Annotated in this window: 16 protein-coding genes; 4 read left to right on the forward strand and 12 right to left on the reverse strand. The window is 72.3% G+C overall.

Translation table 11 applies throughout. The annotated features are described in order from the left end of the window. Positions 1-210, forward strand: a 210-nt coding sequence (locus tag AB0958_RS20885) for a hypothetical protein (protein ID WP_366891938.1), incomplete at its 5' end; no start/stop codon positions are given. Positions 211-420: 210 nt separating this feature from the next. On the opposite strand, the gene AB0958_RS20890 is transcribed toward AB0958_RS20885, so the two are convergent. Beyond that, the gene (locus AB0958_RS20890) at positions 421-1,428 is read right to left on the reverse strand and encodes a stage II sporulation protein M (protein ID WP_366891939.1); all 1,008 of its coding nucleotides are present in this window, start codon (positions 1,426-1,428) and stop codon (positions 421-423) included. Between the two features lie 130 nt (positions 1,429-1,558). Between AB0958_RS20890 and AB0958_RS20895 the strand changes: the two genes are divergently transcribed. Then, positions 1,559-2,593 carry an RDD family protein gene (locus AB0958_RS20895; RefSeq protein ID WP_366891941.1) on the forward strand — a complete coding sequence of 345 codons (1,035 nt, stop codon included), beginning with the start codon at positions 1,559-1,561 and terminating at the stop codon, positions 2,591-2,593. A gap of 28 nt (positions 2,594-2,621) precedes the next feature. On the opposite strand, the gene AB0958_RS20900 is transcribed toward AB0958_RS20895, so the two are convergent. The 8 genes from AB0958_RS20900 to AB0958_RS20935 all read right to left on the reverse strand — a co-directional run bounded on the left by AB0958_RS20900 (position 2,622) and on the right by AB0958_RS20935 (position 11,139). After that, the gene (locus AB0958_RS20900) at positions 2,622-3,239 is read right to left on the reverse strand and encodes a hypothetical protein (protein WP_366891942.1); all 618 of its coding nucleotides are present in this window, start codon (positions 3,237-3,239) and stop codon (positions 2,622-2,624) included. Between the two features lie 116 nt (positions 3,240-3,355). After that, positions 3,356-4,813 carry an adenosylhomocysteinase gene (gene ahcY, locus AB0958_RS20905; protein ID WP_366891943.1) on the reverse strand — a complete coding sequence of 486 codons (1,458 nt, stop codon included), beginning with the start codon at positions 4,811-4,813 and terminating at the stop codon, positions 3,356-3,358. A 303-nt stretch (positions 4,814-5,116) separates the two neighbouring features. Next, positions 5,117-6,097: a cation diffusion facilitator family transporter gene (locus AB0958_RS20910; RefSeq protein ID WP_366891944.1), complete on the reverse strand. Its 981-nt coding sequence runs from the start codon at positions 6,095-6,097 to the stop codon at positions 5,117-5,119. A gap of 135 nt (positions 6,098-6,232) precedes the next feature. Beyond that, complete coding sequence (manA, locus tag AB0958_RS20915) at positions 6,233-7,384, reverse strand: mannose-6-phosphate isomerase, class I (protein WP_366891945.1); 1,152 nt, start codon at positions 7,382-7,384, stop codon at positions 6,233-6,235. A 154-nt stretch (positions 7,385-7,538) separates the two neighbouring features. Next, positions 7,539-8,666, reverse strand: coding sequence for an SIS domain-containing protein (locus AB0958_RS20920; RefSeq protein WP_366891946.1), 1,128 nt, complete (start codon positions 8,664-8,666; stop codon positions 7,539-7,541). 62 nt (positions 8,667-8,728) lie between these two features. Further along, positions 8,729-8,899 (reverse strand): Trm112 family protein, encoded by a 171-nt coding sequence (locus tag AB0958_RS20925; RefSeq protein ID WP_007382472.1) that lies wholly within the window; start codon positions 8,897-8,899, stop codon positions 8,729-8,731. 135 nt (positions 8,900-9,034) lie between these two features. Next, positions 9,035-10,402, reverse strand: a complete 1,368-nt coding sequence (locus tag AB0958_RS20930; RefSeq protein WP_366891947.1) for a phosphomannomutase/phosphoglucomutase — start codon at positions 10,400-10,402, stop codon at positions 9,035-9,037. Between the two features lie 260 nt (positions 10,403-10,662). Further along, positions 10,663-11,139: a DUF3499 domain-containing protein gene (locus tag AB0958_RS20935; RefSeq protein ID WP_366891948.1), complete on the reverse strand. Its 477-nt coding sequence runs from the start codon at positions 11,137-11,139 to the stop codon at positions 10,663-10,665. 236 nt (positions 11,140-11,375) lie between these two features. On the opposite strand from AB0958_RS20935, the gene AB0958_RS20940 reads away from it, so the two are divergent. Then, positions 11,376-11,828, forward strand: a complete 453-nt coding sequence (locus tag AB0958_RS20940) for a metallopeptidase family protein (RefSeq protein ID WP_366892007.1) — start codon at positions 11,376-11,378, stop codon at positions 11,826-11,828. A 48-nt stretch (positions 11,829-11,876) separates the two neighbouring features. Here the strand turns inward: AB0958_RS20940 and AB0958_RS20945 are convergent, their stop codons facing one another. From AB0958_RS20945 to AB0958_RS20955, 3 genes are all read right to left on the reverse strand, one after another. After that, on the reverse strand, positions 11,877-13,385 hold the full coding sequence (locus AB0958_RS20945; RefSeq protein WP_366891949.1) for a DUF5719 family protein: 1,509 nt from the start codon (positions 13,383-13,385) through the stop codon (positions 11,877-11,879). Next, positions 13,382-17,062 (reverse strand): glycosyltransferase, encoded by a 3,681-nt coding sequence (locus AB0958_RS20950; RefSeq protein ID WP_366891950.1) that lies wholly within the window; start codon positions 17,060-17,062, stop codon positions 13,382-13,384. Before AB0958_RS20950 ends, AB0958_RS20945 begins: the two co-directional genes overlap by 4 nt. 182 nt (positions 17,063-17,244) lie before the next feature. Next, the gene (locus tag AB0958_RS20955; protein ID WP_003975777.1) at positions 17,245-17,508 is read right to left on the reverse strand and encodes a WhiB family transcriptional regulator; all 264 of its coding nucleotides are present in this window, start codon (positions 17,506-17,508) and stop codon (positions 17,245-17,247) included. A 619-nt stretch (positions 17,509-18,127) separates the two neighbouring features. Between AB0958_RS20955 and AB0958_RS20960 the strand changes: the two genes are divergently transcribed. Further along, on the forward strand, positions 18,128-18,628 hold the full coding sequence (locus AB0958_RS20960; protein WP_366891951.1) for a cysteine dioxygenase family protein: 501 nt from the start codon (positions 18,128-18,130) through the stop codon (positions 18,626-18,628). Positions 18,629-18,650: the final 22 nt, after the last annotated feature.

Consider the following 18,650-nt stretch of genomic DNA (forward strand, 5'->3'; position numbering starts at 1 on the left):
CTGGCGTTGACTTTTGGCACGCTGTTGAGTTCTCAAGGAACGGTCGCTTCCTTTGTACTCACCCTCTCGGGCTTTCCTCCGGGCTTCCCTTCGGTGTTTCCAACCTTACCAGATCCGTTTCCCGTTCCGTTTCCGGTCGGAATTCATTTCCGGTGCCCGTTGGAGGGCCTTTGCCTTTTCGGCTTTTCCGACTTTATCAGAAGTTCCTGACCGGTCTGACCGGCCACTCATTTCTGAATCCATCCGGATGGCTTCGATGTCCGGAGAGACTCTCCGTTGTGAAGCAGATCGATTCTAACGAGCGGTCCTGAACTTGTCCAGTTCTAGGCAACTGTTTGAATCTACCTCCCCACCCAACCCGTGTCAACAGGTTTTCCGGGGCGAAGAGGAGACTAGCAGCTCACGGGAGCTCTCCGCACATCAGGCGGCCGTGGGGAGGGACGCGCTGCGCTCGGTCTCTCCGAGGTCCCCCGTCTCACCCGCTCGGGCGGCGCGGCCACCGAGGACGAAGACGTAGGCCAGGAAGGCCAGCTCAGCCACGATTCCGATGCCTATGCGGGCCCACGTCGGCAGGCCGGAGGGGGTGACGAACCCTTCGATGGCACCGGAGACGAACAGGACCAGGGCCAGGCCGATCGCCATGCCCACGGCCGCACGGCCCTCCTCGGCCAGAGCCGTACGGCGGCTGCGCGGGCCAGGGTCCACGAGGGTCCAGCCGAGTCGCAGCCCGGTACCCGCGGCGACGAAGACCGCGGTGAGTTCGAGCAGCCCGTGCGGGAGGACCAGGCCCAGGAAGGTGTCGAGGCGGCCGGCGGAGGACATCAGGCCGAACCCGACGGCCAGGTTGAGCATGTTCTCCAGCAGGATCCAGAGGACCGGCAGGCCGAGGAAGACCCCGAGGACCAGGCACATGGCGGCGGCCTGCGCGTTGTTCGTCCACACCTGGGCCGCGAAGGACGCCGCGGGATGGCTGGAGTAGTAGGTCTCGTACTCGCCGCCGGGACGGGTCAGCTCGCGGAGCTGGCTGGGCGCGGCGATGGTCGCCTGCACGTCCGGGTGGGTCCCGATCCACCAGCCCAGCAGGATCGCGACGGCCGTGGATATGAGCGCGGTGGGCACCCACCAGCGGCGGCAGCGGTAGACGGCCGCCGGGAAGCCCTGTCCCAGGAAGCGGGCGACATCGCGCCAGGAGGCCCGGCGGGTTCCCGCCACGGCACTGCGCGCACGTGCCACGAGTTGGCTGAGGCGTCCGGTGAGCTGCGGATCGGGCGCGCTGGACTGGATGAGGGACAGGTGCGTGGCGGTGCGCTGGTAGAGGGCGACGAGCTCGTCGGCTTCCGCGCCGTCGAGACGCCGCTGACGGCGCAGGAGGGCGTCCAGGCGGTCCCACTCGGCTCGGTGTGCGGAGACGAAGACGTCGAGGTCCATCGGGTCTGCCTGCTCCTCGGCTGGTCGTCGACTGCCTGTCGTAGCTGTCGGCTTGTCGTACTGCGGCGCGATGTGGGCTCAGCTTGGCAGACTTGCGCTGTACAGGGCAGACCAGGGGAAGGCGGCGGGCGTGAGCGAGCTGGTGACGGGCGAGGCGGTGGCGCTCGAACTGCGTCCCGCGAGGCTGCCCAGCAGGGCGCTGGCGGTCCTGCTGGACCTGGTCGTGGTCATGGCCGTGTACATCGGGGCGATGACCGGACTGGTCGCGGCCACGGCCTCGCTGGACGAGGCCGCGCAGACCGCGCTGTCGATCGCGGCCTTCCTGTTGCTTCTGGTAGGGGCGCCGATCGCGGTGGAGACGCTGAGTCACGGGCGTTCGCTCGGCAAGCTGGCGTGCGGGCTGCGGGTCGTACGCGACGACGGCGGGCCGATCCGGTTCCGGCATGCGCTGGTGCGTGGCGCTCTGGGTGTGGTGGAGATCCTGATGACGTTCGGGGTCGTGGCCTGTATCGCCTCGCTGGTGTCGGCGCGCGGCCGGCGGCTCGGGGACGTCTTCGCCGGGACCCTGGTCGTACGGGAGCGGGTGCCCGTCGGGCAGACCCGCTTCGTTCCGCCGCCCCCGCCCTGGCTGGCGGGACGATTCGCCGAGCTGGACCTGTCGGCCGTACCGGACGGGCTGTGGCTCGCCGTCCGGCAGTACCTGACGCGGATGCAGCAGCTGGATCCGCAGGTCTCCTGGGCGATGGCCGGGCGGCTCGCTGCCGATCTGGCGAACCGGACGGGTACTCCGGCGCCGCAGGACGTCCCGCCGGCCGCCTTTCTCGCGGCGGTGATGCAGGAGCGGCAGGCCCGCGAGGCCCGGCGGGCCTTCGCCGGTCAAGGCCCCGCGGTGACCGGCGGGCCCACCGGATACGGCCCGCCCGTCGGATACGGCGCACCTGTCGGGTACGGCGCTCCCGTCGGATCCGGCCCTTCGGAGCCCGGTGCCGGAGCCGGTTACGTCCCTCCGGCGCCCGGGGTCCCCGTGCCCCCTTCGCTCGACCAGGCACGGTCGGCGGCCTCGGCCCCTCCCCAGCCGGGGGCCCAGGCCCAGGCCTCCGCGTCCGTGGCCCCTCCCGCCCAGGCGGCCGAGCGGCCGTCCACCGGGTTCGTGCCGCCGGCCTAGACCCAGCCGGCCCGCCCACTCCCCCGGCTCAGTCGTCGAAGGCGGACGGGGGTGACTGCAGGTCCTCCAGTTCGATCCCGGGGGCCGCCAGCACCACGTCGCCGGCGAGGTGCACGGCGTGTTGCTCGCCGGTGTCCAGGGCCGTGACCTGGTATTCGTCCACGGTCAGCGGGCCGTTGTCAGTGGCGTGTGCTTCTCTTCTCAGCAGGGCCCAGGACTGGTCCACGGTGCGTGGGGCGAGAACCGGGTCCGTGAAGGCCACGAGGCGTACGCGGGTCGCGGCGGCGGAGGGGGTGAGGCGCAGCAGACGGGCGGTGGCGACCAGGAACGCGGGGGACGTGCCGGTGAAGGCGTGGGCGCGCACATTGCCTTCGGTGGCATGCGTGCCGGTGGGGTCCGTGCGGACCCAGGTGACGCCGTCGAGGGCGGCGCCGCGCACCTGCCAGCTCCCGGCATGGAGTTCGAGGCGGATGGGGCGGCCGCGGTCGTCGAGGGCGAGATCGACCGAACCGCTGTGGTCACCGGAGGGGGTGGTCACCTGGGAGACGTAACGCCAGCCGGAGGGGCCGGGGGCGCACTGGAAGTGTTCTTCGCCGAGGGGGGTGTGATCGTGCGGATCGTGGAGCGAATAGCGGCCGCGGGGCATGGGGGTCCTGGGTCTTGACGGGCTGAGGCTCGGCCGAGCTCCGGTGGTTCGCCAAAGGGGCAGGCCCCCGGCACGGGGGTGCGGGGGCCTGCCTCGGTGAGCTCAGCGGCGGTGTCTCAGTAGCGGTAGTGGTCCGACTTGTACGGGCCCTCGACCTTCACACCGATGTACGCGGCCTGCTCGGGGCGCAGCGTCGTGAGCTTCACGCCGAGCGCGTCGAGGTGCAGGCGGGCGACCTTCTCGTCGAGGTGCTTGGGCAGCGTGTAGACGCCCACCGGGTACTCGTCGGGCTTCGTGAACAGCTCGATCTGGGCCAGCGTCTGGTCCGCGAAGGAGTTGGACATCACGAACGACGGGTGACCGGTGGCGTTGCCCAGGTTCAGCAGGCGGCCCTCGGAGAGGACGATGAGCACCTTGCCGTCGGGGAAGGTCCAGGTGTGGACCTGCGGCTTGACCTCGTCCTTGACGATGCCGGGGATCTTGGCGAGGCCGGCCATGTCGATCTCGTTGTCGAAGTGGCCGATGTTGCCGACGATGGCCTGGTGCTTCATCTTGGCCATGTCCGAGGCCATGATGATGTCCTTGTTGCCGGTCGTGGTGATGAAGATGTCGGCCTTGTCGATGACCTCGTCGAGGGTCGTGACCTGGTAGCCGTCCATCGCGGCCTGGAGGGCGCAGATGGGGTCGATCTCGGTGATGATCACGCGGGCGCCCTGGCCGCGCAGGGACTCCGCGCAGCCCTTGCCGACGTCGCCGTAGCCGCAGACGACCGCGGTCTTGCCGCCGATCAGGACGTCGGTGGCGCGGTTGATGCCGTCGATCAGGGAGTGGCGGCAGCCGTACTTGTTGTCGAACTTCGACTTGGTGACGGCGTCGTTGACGTTGATCGCCGGGAAGAGGAGCTGGCCGTCGCGCTGCATCTCGTACAGGCGGTGGACGCCGGTGGTGGTTTCCTCGGTCACGCCGCGGATCTCGGAGGCCAGCTGGGTCCACTTCTGCGAGCCGTCCGTGATGGTGCGGTGCAGGAGCTCCAGGATGACGCGGTGCTCGTCGGACTCGGCGGTGTCGACGGACGGGACCTTGCCGTCCTTCTCGTACTCGACGCCCTTGTGGACGAGGAGGGTGGCGTCACCGCCGTCGTCGAGGATCATGTTGGGGCCGCCGGTGGGGCTGTCCGGCCAGGTCAGCGCCTGCTCGGTGCACCACCAGTACTCCTCCAGGGTCTCGCCCTTCCAGGCGAAGACGGGGACGCCCTGCGGGTTGTCGGGCGTGCCGTTCGGGCCGACGGCGATGGCGGCGGCCGCGTGGTCCTGGGTGGAGAAGATGTTGCAGGACGCCCAGCGGACCTGCGCGCCCAGGGCGACGAGGGTCTCGATCAGGACGGCGGTCTGCACGGTCATGTGCAGGGAGCCGGTGACGCGGGCGCCGGCCAGCGGCTGGGCGTCGGCGTACTCCTTGCGGATCGACATCAGGCCGGGCATCTCGTGCTCGGCGAGGGTGATCTCCTTGCGGCCGAAGTCGGCCAGGGAGAGGTCGGCGACCTTGAAGTCCTGTCGGTTGTCGACAGTCGTCATGGGGAGCTGCTCCTCGGGGTTGGGGCGAGGGTGGATACGGCTGGTCTGCGCGGCGGCGGACACAGGGGTGCCCGAAGGAGGGCACAGGCATGCCCGCGTGCGCGCAGCGCAGTCCGTCGGAGGCCCTCTCTCCCTCGGCCGGTCCGCGTGCGGACCGCCCGACCGCCATCAGCAGCGACGTCTGGCTCCGTCCCAAGCTACACCGGAGGGGCGGGGCGCCCCCAGTCCAGCCCGAACAGTTCACGCCGTTCCAGGGGTGGGAGCAGGGCCGCGGTGCGGGACACGGGCGGCGGATCGGGGAACTCAGTGCCCGGCCGGGTGGGGGTTGGGGCCGCCGGGGGTGGCCTCCGGGTCGGGGCCCTTGGCGGCTTCGGCCTCGCTGTAGATGTCGGGTTCCAGGTAGATCACGCGGGCGATGGGGACCGCGGCGCGGATGCGGGACTCGGCGGCGTTGATGGCGGTCGCGACCTCGGTGGCCGTGTCGTCGTGCTGGACGGCGATCTTGGCGGCGACGAGGAGTTCCTCGGGGCCGAGGTGGAGCGTGCGCATGTGGATGATGCCGGTGACGGTGTCGCCGTCGACGATCGCGGCCTCGATCTTCTTGACCTCTTCGACGCCGGCGGCCTCGCCGAGCAGGAGGGACTTGGTCTCGGCGGCCAGGACGAGGGCGATCATGACGAGCAGGACACCGATGCAGACGGTGCCGACGCCGTCCCAGACGCCGTCGCCGGTGAGCAGGGCGAGGCCGACGCCGCCGAGGGCGAGGACCAGGCCGATGAGGGCGCCGAAGTCCTCCAGGAGGACGACGGGCAGCTCGGGGGCCTTGGCGCGGCGGATGAACTGCGACCAGGACAGCTTGCCGCGCAGTTCGTTGGACTCCTTGATGGCCGTCTTGAAGGAGAAGCCCTCCGCGATGATCGCGAAGAGGAGGACGCCGACCGGCCAGTACCAGTGCTCCACCGCGTGCGGGTGGCTGATCTTCTCGTAGCCCTCGTAGATGGCGAACATGCCGCCGACGGAGAAGAGGACGATCGAGACCAGGAAGGCGTAGATGTAGCGCTCGCGACCGTAGCCGAAGGGGTGTTGCGGGGTCGCCTCGCGCTGGGCCCGCTTGCCGCCGATGAGCAGCAGGAACTGGTTGCCGGAGTCGGCGAGCGAGTGGACGCCCTCGGCGAGCATCGACGAGGAGCCGCTGAAGGCGAACGCCACGAACTTCGATGCCGCGATCGCGAGGTTGGCGCCGAGTGCCGCCACGATCGCCTTGCTGCCGCCTGACGCGCTCATGTGTCCGCGTGGTCCCTTCGGTGCTCGTCTTTGCCCGTGCTTTGCCGGTGGGTCATTCTTGCAGCCCTGCCCGGAGGCGGTTGGTCAGGTATCCACACCCCGGGTACGACAATCCAACCGGTCGTGCGTCGCGGCTCAGACGATCACCGTGGCGCGGAACACCGTGCCCGCGCCGGACACTTCGGTCTTCTCGGCCGCCGGCACGAACACCGACTGCCCCGGGGCGAGGTCGTACTCACCCACGCGGACCGTACCGGCCGTGCAGAGCAGGATCTGCGGGGTCGGCAGGGTCAGGTCGTGGGCGGCGGCGCCCTCGGGCAGGACGTACCGGGAGAGCCGGAACTCGTCGATCGGTGTCTCGTAGACCTCCTCGCCGTCCGGGGCGGCCTCGGGGCGCAGCACACCCGGGTCGCTCGCCTCGAAGCGGACGACGCGCAGGAGTTCGGGGACGTCGACGTGCTTGGGGGTCAGGCCGCAGCGCAGGACGTTGTCCGAGTTGGCCATGATCTCGACGCCGAGGCCGTCGAGGTAGGCGTGCGGGATGCCGGCGCCGAGGAAGAGCGCCTCGCCGGGCTGGAGGCGGACGTGGTTGAGGAGCATCGCGGCGATCACTCCGGGGTCGCCCGGGTAGTGGTGGGCGATGGCGGCGTAGGGGGCGTGGTCGCCGCCGAGGCGGGTGCAGGCGGCGGCGGCCTCGGCGACCGTGTGGGCCATCTCCTCGGGGTCGGCGGTGAGGATCGCGGTGAGGACCTCGCGCAGCGCCCCCTCCTCGGGGCGGGCGCGCAGCGCGTCGGCGTACGGCTTGAGGGAGTCGACGCCGAGGGCTTCGAGGAGTCCCGCGGCCTGCTCCGGGGCGCGGAAGCCGCACAGGCCGTCGAACTCGGTGAGCGCGCAGATCAGTTCGGGCTTGTGGTTGGCGTCCTTGTAGTTGCGGTACGGGGCGTCGACGGGGACGCCGCGCCGCTCCTCGTCCGCGTACCCCTCCCTGGCCTGTTCCAGGTCGGGGTGCACCTGGAGGGAGAGCGGGGCGCCGGCGGCGAGGATCTTGAGCAGGAAGGGCAGCCGCGGGCCGAACTTCGCCACGGCCGCCTCGCCCAGTTCGGCCTTGGGGTCCGCGTCGATGACCTCGACGAGCGTGCCGCGCGCGGTGCGCGAGGGCGCGCCGGGGTGTGCGCCCATCCACATCTCCGCCTGCGGCTCGCCGCTCGGCTCGACCCCGAGCAGCTTCGGGATGGCGGTCGGGGAACCCCAGGCGTAGGGGCGGACGGTGTTGTCGAGGCGGTCCATGGCTTCTCTCTGCCGGTTCTCTGTGCGTACTGCGGTGAGCGCGGGCAACGGCGCGGCGGGACTTACGTGTTCACCGTGCGTTCCGCCACCCGTTCGCCTCCGGTACGACGTTCACGTCGCCCTTCCCACGGCGGGCCCGGTGCCGGTGTCCACCTCAGGCTCCCGAAGCGAGCGCGAGGTAAACGGCGGCGAAATCCGTGACGGCGATCAGTTCCGCCAGGGTCTCCAGCTCGTCGCCCGCCTCGGGTTCCAGTTCGCTGATCGGGGTGTCGTGGCTCAGCGCGAGGTCGCGGGCGGCGGGTGCGGCGGTGAGGCCGCCGAGGGGGCGGTCCCGGAGCAGCACCACGCGCGCGTGCAGCGCGGGCGGCTCGTCCACGCGGTCGCGGAAGAAGTCGTCGGGGTCGGCGCTGGCGGCGAGCGGTCCGGCGAGCAGGGCGCTGTGCGCGGCCAGGGCCTCGGGGAGTTCGGCGACCAGGGCGGGACGGCCGGCCAGTTCGGCGAGGGCGGCGGCGAAGCGGCGGCCCGCGGGGCCGGCCGAGTCGCCCTCGGTCCAGACCACCGGGAGCGCGTCGGCGAGTTCCACGGCGAGGGCCTTGGCGGGGTTGCTGTAGGTCACGATGGCCGGTCCGCAGCGTTCGGCGACGAGGTCGAGGCGGTCGGCGACCTTGTCCAGGGCTTCCGGCGGCGCGTTGACCAGGCCGATGCGGTCGAGGAGCGCGAGCAGCGGGGTGAGCAGCGCCCACAGGACGCCCGGTGAGGAGCCGGCCAGCGGCTCGCCGTGGTCGTAGGGGGCGGTCGCCATCGGCAGGAACATGCCGTGGGCGCCGGCCACGGCCTCCGCGAGCGGGGTGCCGGCGGGGGCCACGGCGGCCACCGAGCAGCCACGCCGGTAGGCCTGGTCGACGAGGAGGGAGAGGCTGGGTTCGGCGCCGTCCGGGGTGGCGATCAGCAGCAGGTCGACCGAGCCGGCCCAGCCGGGGAGTTCCCAGCGCAGGGCGCCCGCCGCCGGGGCGACACCGGTGGCGGCGAGGCGGATGACGGGGCTGCCGGGTCCGGCCAGGCTGCCGAGGAAGTCGGCGGCGTGGGTGGCGGCGACGCCGGGGCCCGCGATCAGGACGGCACGGGGCCGGCCGTCCGGCTTCAGCTCCTGGACGCCGGCCTCGGTGGCGTGCCGGGCCGCGGTACGGACGCGGGCGCCCGCCTCGGCCGCACCGCGCAGCAGACCTCGGCGGTCGGCCTCGGCGAGGGCCTCCGGGGTGTCGAGCAGCGATTCGTCGAGCATGGGAGCGGCCTCCGGTCGCCGGGGTCCTGTTCCTTGGTCCTGATGCGGTTGCGGGGTGCTGCTTACGCAGGGCGGCGGGCCTCGTCGACGAGGAGGACGGGGATCCCGTCGCGGACCGGGTACGCCAGGCCGCAGTCCTGGCCGGTGCAGATCAGCTCGGTGTCCTGCTCCTTGAGGGGGGCGTGGCAGGCCGGGCAGGCGAGGATCTCCAGGAGGCCGGCTTCGAGCGGCATGGGGTTTCCCTTCGGGGGGCGGTATGTTCGCGTGCGGTCAGGGTACCGCCGGTGAGGTGGGTGGAGCTGACCTCGGCCGACGGGTGCGCGTCCGCCGGCGTGACCGCCCGAGGGGCCGCGCCGCGGGCGGCTGTCTCAGGCCCTGATGACGGCCAGGACCTCGTCCCGCACCTTGGTCATCGTCGCCTCGTCCCTCGCCTCCGCGTTCAGGCGGAGGAGGGGTTCCGTGTTGGACGGGCGGACGTTGAACCACCAGTCGGCCGCGGTGACGGTGAGGCCGTCCAGTTCGTCGAGGGTCACGTCGTCGCGGTCCCCGTACGCCGCGCGGAGGGCCGCCAGGCGGGCCTGCTGGTCGGCGACCGTGGAGTTGATCTCGCCGGAGCCGGTGTAGCGGTCGTACTGGGCGACGAGTGCGGAGAGCGGGCCGTCCTGGCCGCCGAGGGCCGCCAGGACGTGCAGGGCGGCCAGCATGCCGGTGTCGGCGTTCCAGAAGTCCTTGAAGTAGTAGTGGGCCGAGTGCTCGCCGCCGAAGATGGCGCCGGACCTCGCCATCTCGGCCTTGATGAACGAGTGGCCGACGCGGGTGCGGACCGGGGTGCCGCCGTTCTCCAGGACCACCTCGGGGACGGTCCAGGACGTGATCAGGTTGTGGATGACCGTGCCCTTGCCGCCGTTGCGGGCGAGTTCGCGCGCGGCCACGAGAGCCGTGATCGCCGACGGGGAGACCGGGTCGCCGTTCTCGTCGACGACGAAGCAGCGGTCCGCGTCGCCGTCGAAGGCCAGGCCGAGGTCGGCGGACTCCTGGCGGACGCGCTGCTGGAGGTCCACGAGGTTGGCCGGGTCGAGCGGGTTGGCCTCGTGGTTCGGGAAGGTGCCGTCCAGCTCGAAGTACATCGGGACCAGGGTCAGCGGCAGTCCTTCGAAGACCGTCGGGACGGTGTGCCCGCCCATGCCGTTGCCCGCGTCGACCACGACCTTCAGGGGGCGGATGGAGGTCAGGTCGACGAGCGAGCGCAGGTGCGTCGCGTAGTCGGTCAACGTCTCGCGGGTGGTGATCGTTCCCGGGGTCCGCGCGGGGGCCGGTGCGCCTTCCCGCGACCAGCGTTCGGCCAGGTCGCGGATCTCCGCCAGGCCCGTGTCCTGGCCGACCGGCGCGGCGCCCGCGCGGCACATCTTGATGCCGTTGTACCGCGCCGGGTTGTGCGAGGCCGTGAACATGGCGCCGGGGAGGCCCAGGGCACCCGAGGCGTAGTACAGCTGGTCCGTCGAGCACAGGCCGATCTCGGTGACGTCGACGCCCCGGGCCGCCGCGCCGCGCGCGAAGGCGCGGGACAGGCCGGGCGAGGAGGGCCGCATGTCGTGGCCGACCACGATCGCGGCGCCGCCGGTCACCTGGACGAACGCGGCGCCGAACAGCTCGGCGAGTGCCTCGTCCCACTGGTCCGGGACCACCCCGCGCACGTCGTACGCCTTCACGATCTGCGACAGATCAGCAGCAGCCACAGGCCAACCCTCCTGGAGTCCTCACGGTCGCCCCAAGCTACCTGCCCCGGGTAAGCGCCGGACGCGGGCTCCCTCGGCGCGCTGCCCACGGTGGACAGACGTGACCAGCGATGAACGTGCGGTGGCGGACGTCGAAATGGCGGACGCGCGCCGTCTCCGGTTCACCCACGGGGTGTTGACGGCGTTCCGCCGGATGGGGAGCAGGCCGAAGGGGGCGCCTTGTTCGGCGTCCACGCGAGGCAATCCGGGCTGCGGGGCGGTCAGTTGTCCGGGGAGCGCAGCACCCGCAGGTGGCCGCGGCGTGCGACCTCCCTGGGATCCGCGCCGCGTCCGCCGCCGCCCGCCTCCGCCGCCCGCTCCTGGGGACGGGCAGCCTCGCGCACCGCGTTGGCGAGCGCTTCCAGGTCGTCACCGCTCGGCCGCGCGGGGGCGGAGCCGTCGAGGAGCCGGACGACCTCCCAGCCGCGCGGGGCGGTGAGGCGCTCGGAGTGCTCGGCGCACAGGTCGTAGCAGTGGGGTTCGGCGTAGGTGGCGAGCGGGCCGAGGACCGCGGTCGAGTCGGCGTAGACGTACGTCAGCGTCGCGACGGCGGGTCGGCCGCAGGCGGTTCGCGAACAGCGACGTACAGGGCTCACGACGTTGGACGGTACCGCACTCTTGAGCGGGCCGCGACGACTCTCCCTCAGGTCACTCCCCCGTGTCGTAGTGTGAAACGCCCCACACGCCCCTTCTGACATACCTTGCTGACCTGCGTTGACGGGGCCGTCCGGAATACCGGACAGCACCGCATCCGGTCATGATCCGGTACAAAAACCGTCAATTGCCTTGAGCTCATCGGACGTGTGGAGATACGGAAACGAGCCCGACCTTGGCCGGATCGGTCGCCCTGCGAGACGCCGCCGGGCGGTGCCGGAGCGCTGTCGGAGCGTGGAACGGCGCGGGCGGCGCCCGCGAGGATTACGCTTCATCAGTGATGGACAACCGTGTACCGCCCCGGGCCGCCGGCCCCGGGCCTCGTCGACGCGATCGCCACGGTCGGGGGATGCGCGGGCCGATCGCACCGCCTCAGGTGCCGCTGGCCGCGAGCCGCGCCGACGCGTTCGCGGATCTGGTGCAGGACTCCGTGGAGCGCCTGGAGCGGCGCTGGCCGCAGCTGGCCGACATCGACTTCCTGGTGCTGGAGGTGCCCCGGCTCCAGGACCGGCACGGTGACGGCTGGAGCGACGAGGCGGTGCCGCTGGGCGGTGTCATACCCGCGCGTGAGGGACGCCGGGCGCGCGTGGTGGTCTACCGGCGGCCGGTCGAGATCCGCACCAAGGGGCGTGACGAGCGGGCCGCGCTGGTGCACGAGGTCGTCGTCGAACAGGTCGCCGAGCTGCTCGGACTCACCCCGGAGACGGTGGATCCCCGGTACGGCGAGGACTGAGCCCTCGGCGCCGTCGCCCGGCGCCGCTCGGCCACCGCTCGCGCACCGCTACTTCTGCAGCACCGCCACGTCCTGGTCCGCCACCGGTACGGCGACCGTGCCGCGGTCGTCCGGGAGGGTCTGGATCGTGAAGCCCGGGACCCCTTCCTCGGTGGCCGCGAGGGTGCGGGCGCCGTAGACCGGGCCGCCGGAGAGCGCCTCCACGGTCAGCGCGTAGGTGCCCTTCAGGCCGGACGGGACGGGTGCGTCGACGTCCTGGGTGGTGCCCGACTTGATCGTGAACGTCTTGGACACCGCCGTGCCGCCCTCGCTGCCCGCCGACGCCGTGACCTTCACCTGTGCGGTGCCGGTGGGGGCGGTCAGGGAGAGCGTGCTGCCCTTGCCGCTGTTGTCGGCGGACGTCGCGCGCGTGCCGACCGGCGCGGTCGCCGGGATGTACGCGGTCTCCTGCTTGGCGCCCTTGCCACGGGTGACCCGCAGCGCGGCCACCACCGGCACCGACTGGTCGGTGGGCGTGAGGACGATCGAGCCCGCCTCGCCGCGCGTGACGGGGCCCAGGTCGGTCGCGGTGGTCAGGCCGGCCTTCACGTGCAGCGTCTCGTTGCCGGCCGGGGTGATCAGGCCGTCCGGGGAGGCCAGGCGGACCTTCAGGTCGGCGTCGGAGTCGCCGGGGGTGAAGGCGATCAGCCGGACGTCGGTGGCGTCCTTCGGGATGCCCGGCAGCACCAGGCTGCCCGCCGGATCGGCGGAGGCGGCCAGCCAGTCGCCGCCGCTCTTGTCGTCCAGGGCCTGCACGCTCGCGCCGACCCGGCCGCTGCGCACGTTCACGTGCACGGTCAGGTCGGTCTGCCGCTCCTCGCTGAGGGTGGACAGCAGGACCGGCTCACTGGCGTGCGGCTGGACCGTGATGCCCTCCCCCACCGTCGACTTGAGCTGGCCGTCCTTGCCGTACAGCTCGACGTCGACCACGGCGGCGCTGTCGTCGGGGTTGGTGAGGTGCACGTAGTCGGTGCGGCCGGCGGCGGTGCTGGCGCCGGGGAACCAGAAGTCGGTGTCGGCGCCGGTGCAGTTGACCCCCTGGAGGCCGCGGCCGGTGCCGGCGGCGACCTCGGTGGTCTCCTGGACCGTCCAGCCGGGCGCGTACCTGCCTTCGGCCGTACCGACGTAGGCGGGCCCGTCGGCGCCCGAGGTGTCCCCGGTGGCCGGCGTCCCGGGTGCCTTCGGCGTCAGGACCGGCTTGGCGGTCTTCTTCTTGCCGCCGCCACTGCTCTTGCCGCTGCCGTTCCCGTCCGCCGACTGCTCGGTGGCCGCCTGGAGTTCGGCCTTGCCGTCGTTCGTGGTGCCCTTGGTGACGGGCGTGAACGACGTGTACGAGGTGTCGGCGATGTCGGACAGGCTCGGCGCCGGGCACAGCAGGCTGGTGCGCTCCACGGGCAGCTGGGCGGCCGCCTCGGCGGTGTGCGCGGAGGACGTGGCCGGCTGGTTGAGCACGGCGAACCCGGTGACCGCCGCGAGCGCGGTCGTACCGGCGAACAGGGAGAGGGTGGTGCGGTTCACTGCTGGCTCCCGTCGTGGTGCTCGCCGCCGGTGCCGTGGTGCTGCTGGGCGGCCGGGTCGTAGGCGGGGTCGTAGCCCTGCTGGTACGTCGGGTCGTACGTCCCCTGCCCCTGCTGCCCGCCGTAGCCGTACGGGTCGTACTGGCCGGTCTGGTACGGGTCGTAGGTCCCCTGGTCGTAGCCCTGCTGGTACTGGCCGGCGTTCTGGTACTGGTCGGCGTAGCCGGTGTGGTAGCCGTCGGCCTGGGGGTAGGAGGCGGGGTCCCACTCGTCGTACGACTGCTGCTGCGGGACCGCGGCCGGAGTCTGCTCCTCTGCCGCCGTCTCCGGGACGGCGGCCGGGTGGCCGGTGTCCTCGTCCGGCGGGGCCGCCTCCTCCTCGGCTTCCGCCTGGGCGCGCAGACGGCGGGCGCGGCGGCCCTCGCCTTCGGTCGCCCGGGCGGGGATCGGCTCCTCCTCGGGGAGGTCGTCGTCGACGTCGCGGCGGCGGCCGGGCAGGGCGAGGACGGTCAGGACGACGGCGAGCGCGCCCTGTGCCCACAGCCAGGCGGTGTGGGTGAACGGGGTGTCGTAGGTGACGTCCAGTCTGCCGCCGGCGGAGGGGAGTGCGAAGCCCTGGGCCCAGCCGTCGACGGTGGTGCGGGTGAGCGGCTTGCCGTCCAGGGTGGCCGTCCAGCCGGGCGCGGCCGTGTCGGCCAGGCGCAGGATCCGGCCGTCGGCGCCGCTCGGGATCGTGGTGTGGATGTCGACGGCTCCGGCGGGGACCGAGGCCGGGGTGCCGGAGCCGTTCGCGGAGACGATCATCGCTCGGGAGACCTGCTGGTCGACCCGCCACAGGGCGCCGCCGTCCTGCTGGCTGAGCCGGGTCAGGCCGGGCGTGGCGTCCAGCACGCGCGCGATGTCGCGCGGGGCGCCCCGGTGGACGAGGACATAGCGCACCGCGAACCCGCCGAGCTGGTCGGCCTGGTCGGCGCCGGAGCCGGCGACCAGGTTGGCGACGACCTTGTCGAGCGTGGCGTTCTCGCCGTCGGCGGCGACCGCTTCGGCGTCTCCCATGCGGGCGCCGGAGCCGCGCACCAGCATGTAGTCCACGTGTGCGGTGCTGTCGCTGTCCAGGACGAGGGTGCGGACCTGGTCGCTGGTGGTGCTGTCCTCGGCGACGAACGCGGGAACCTGTGCGGGGTTCCGGCGCTCGACCGGGCCGTCGGCGCCCGCGATCATCCAGCCTGCGGCGAGGAGCAGGGGGCCCGCGGCGGAGGCGAAGGCGATCAGGGCGGCGACCGGCTGGCGCCAGCCGAAGCTCTGCTCGGCGACCCGCGAGCGTGCGCCGTCGGCGCCGAGCGCGGCGGCGGACAGGATCGCGATGCCGTAGACGAGGGTGGCCGGGCCCGCCCAGGCGGAGCTGTTGGACAGGACCGCGAAGACCAGGCCGACCAGGGCGACCGCCCAGGCGGTGCGGATCGCGGTCTGGCGCTCGGAGCGCAGCAGGGCGGCCAGTGCGGCCAGGACGATGCCGATGAGCATCAGGCCGTCGAGCGTGCCGGGGCCGCCCGGGCTGGCGCCGAGCAGGTCGAGGGCGGAGGCCGCCGAGGCGCCGTACTCCAGTCCGGCTTCCTTGAAGAAGCCGGACGGCAGCAGGGTCAGCGACCAGGGGGCGAGGATCAGCAGCGGGGTGCCGAGCTGGGTCAGCAGCCGCAGTCCGGAGGCGACCAGGTCGGTGCGGCGGACGGCCAGTACGGCGACGCCGAGGACCAGGGCGATCGGCCAGACGATCGGGGTGAACGCGGTGGTGATGGTCAGCAGCAGCGCGTACGCCCAGGTGGCGCGCCAACTGCCGCGGGCTCCGGAGGAGTTCGCCAGGCCGCCGGCCGCGACGCCCGCGCGGGCGATGAGCGGCAGCAGGACGGCGAGGACGGCGGTGCCGATCCGGCCGCCGGCGAGGGCGCCGGTGGCGGCCGGCAGGAAGGCGTAGGCGACGGCCGCCCAGGCGCGCAGCAGCCGCGAGGCGACCAGCGGCCGGGAGGCGAAGTAGGCGGTGAACCCGGCCAGTGGCACGGAGGCCACCAGCAGGACGGTGACGGCGAGTCCGGTCGAGCCGAACAGCACGGTGGCCAGCGAGGCGACGATCGCGAGGTAGGGCGGCGCGGCCGGGGTGCCGCCGGCGCCGACCGCGTGCCAGGCGTCGAGGTAGCTCGACCACAGGGCACCCGCGCTGCCCGGGGCGGGCAGCAGGGCGCCGCCCGCGAGCGCGCCGCTGCCGAGCAGGGCGCGGCAGGCGGCCAGCGAGATGAGGAGCAGTGCCAGGAAGAGCACCGGGCCCGGTTTGCGGGCGATGCGCTTGAGGCGGGCGAACTGCTCGATCTCCAGGAAGTCGGCGTCGTCGCCGCCGGGTCCGGACTCGACGGCGCCGCCGTGCCGGCCGGCGGCGGAGACCTCGTCGTCGGCGCCGAAGAAGTTGCCCGCGACCTGTTCGACGGTGGCCCGGACGGTGGCGCCGGGCGGCGGGAACAGCGCGCGCAGCTCGCCCTTGTCGAGCCGGGAGGGGCCGCGCCGGCCCCGTCCTGCGATGATCCGCTCGGGCCGCAGCAGGGTGCCGAGCAGGCCGCGGATCTCGTCGAGGGCCTGTCCGGGGACCTTGCCGACGAGATAGGCGACCGTGCGCAGCAGGGTGCCGAGGACCAGCCGTACCAGCAGCCAGGGCAGCGCGGCGGTACGGGCGTTGACGAGCAGGGTGTAGACCGCGCCGGCCTTGTCGACCTTGTGCGGGGAGGCCGTGGTACGGCCCGCGCAGTCGACGGCGCGGCGCTCGCGGGAGGCGGCCTCGGCGTGCCGTACGACGGCTTCGGGGGCGACCAGGACGCGGTGTCCCGCGTTGTGCGCGCGCCAGCACAGGTCGACGTCGTCGCGCATCAGGGGCAGCCGGCGGTCGAAGCCGCCGAGTTCCTCGAAGACGTCGCGGCGGATCAGCATGCCGGCGGTGGAGACGGACAGCACGGGCCGGACGTGGTCGTGCTGTCCCTGGTCCTGTTCCCGGCGGTCCAGGCCGGTCCAGCGGCGGCCGGAGTTGGCGATGGTGACGCCGACCTCCAGCAGCTGCCTGCGGTCGTACCAGCCGCGCAGCTTGGGGCCGACGACCGCCACGTCGTCGCGGCCCAGCTCCAGCTCGTTGTCCACGACCCGCAGCAGCTCGGCGAGTGCGTCGGGTTCGGGGGCGCAGTCGTCGTGGAGCAGCCACAGCCACTGGATGGGCTCGCCGTAGGGCAGTTCGGGCATGTCGTAGGCGTCGTCGCGCCACTGCCGGGTGACCGGGTCCCAGCCGCTGGGCCGCTTCAGGTACGGCAGCTCGTCCGGAGTGAGGACGGGCGCGGTGCGGGCCGCCTCCTCGACGGCCTGGCCGAAGCCGGTGCGCCGGGCGAGGTGCACGACGCCCGCGTCGCCGAGGGACTCGGCGAGCAGCTGGGCGGAGTCGTCCGCGCTGCCGGTGTCGGCCGCGACCGCGTACTGGACGGGGCGCTCCTGGCCGAGCAGCCCGGCGAGCGCGTCGGGGAGCCAGCGGGCACCGTCGTGGGAGACGAGGACCGCGGTCACCACGTGACGCGGGAACTCGGGCGGGCGGGTCAGGTCAAACCCCGCTGGGGCAGCCGCCGCTTGGGCTGCCGTGTGACTGTGCACGGACATCGAGGTACGGGCCCCGGTTCGATGGACTGCGGTGGACTCCTGCGCCCGCTGGTGGCGGCGAGGCGTCTCGGACGAGCGCCCACACTATCGGCTGGTCATGCCGACGGCCCGCCGCCTGTGGATAACCCACGGGCGACGGGCCGTTCACGCAGCTCAGATGGGTACGTCCGGTGGGCGTCCGGTCAGACGGCGGCCTTCTTGAGGCGGCGGCGCTCCCGTTCGGAGAGTCCGCCCCAGATGCCGAACCGCTCGTCGTTGGCGAGGGCGTACTCGAGGCATTCGGAGCGCACCTCGCAGGCGAGGCAGACCTTCTTGGCCTCTCTGGTGGAGCCGCCCTTCTCGGGGAAGAAGGACTCGGGGTCGGTCTGGGCGCACAGCGCGCGCTCCTGCCAGCCGAGTTCCTCGTCCGCGTCGTCGACCAGCAGTTGCTGCACCAGCTCGGTCATGTGCGCCCCTCGTCTGTCTTTCGCGTCCCCGTGCCTGGCCGTCACCGATGTCGGCTGAACGACACGAGTGAAATTACAAGTGTGCTGCTCCGGGCGAGTCAAGCCGAGATCTGCTATTGGGCCCGTTATTCACTCTGCGGAACCAAGGCCGTGCGGAAAGTGTTCAAATCGGCATAAACCTTGACACGCAAAAGGGGCCCGTCCGCGGGCCTCCGACCCCATACAGAGGTTGTACGGAGAAGGACGCCCAGATGTTCGATCGCGTTCCGCAGCGGCTCGCGCGGCCGGTTGTGCGCCATGTGTCCCGGGTACCCACTGAGCAAACCTTTCGGCAGCGAGGTGAACCGGATGAGGTGAAACATGTCCCACATACCGGGCGTCGAGTTGACACGGCAGGTGTGAACCGATGTCCTTGTGGGCATGCTCGCGAACTTGGCACTCACCTCGACCCGCACCGCCGGGTCCCACGGTGCTGCCCGCGCTCGCTGTAGCTGTTGCTGTTCCAGCTGTTGAGCCACAGCCGTATCCCGGCCGCTCCGGCTGCGGACCGAGTCCCCAGGGCCCGGTTCCCGCCAGACGTTCCCCTCTGACCTCCTTCACTGAGGAACCACCGCACCCCATGAACAGCGACAACGACCTCCAGATCGCCGGCGACATCCTCGAGGTCCAGCACCTGCTGCAGCCCCCGCGCGAGCACCCGGCCACCGTGGCCGAGTTCGTCGGCCTGGCCCGTGCGATCGCCGCCGACCGCGCGCAGTGGGAGCACCTCGTCGCGTACGACGCGACCAGCCGCTGGTACCACCGGCTGCGCACCGGCCCCGGCTACGAGGTGTGGCTGCTGTCCTGGGTGCCCGGACAGGGCAGCGGACTGCACGACCACGGCCGCTCCGCCGGCGTGCTGACCGTCCTGGAGGGCACCCTCACGGAACGCACGGAGCGCGGCACGCGCACGCTGTCCGCCGGCGCACAACGAGTCTTCGCACCGGGGTACGCGCACGAGGTGCTGAACGGCGCGCTGGAGCCCGCGGTGAGCCTGCACATCTACTACCCGGGCCTGACCGAGATGCCGATGCACCCGAGTGCCGGTGCCGTTTGCGAGGCCCGTCCGGCGGCTGTGTGACGCATTGTCGGAGCCGCCTGCA

Origin of the sequence: Streptomyces sp. NPDC006655, assembly GCF_040703965.1 — a bacterium.
Taxonomy (GTDB): domain Bacteria; phylum Actinomycetota; class Actinomycetes; order Streptomycetales; family Streptomycetaceae; genus Streptomyces.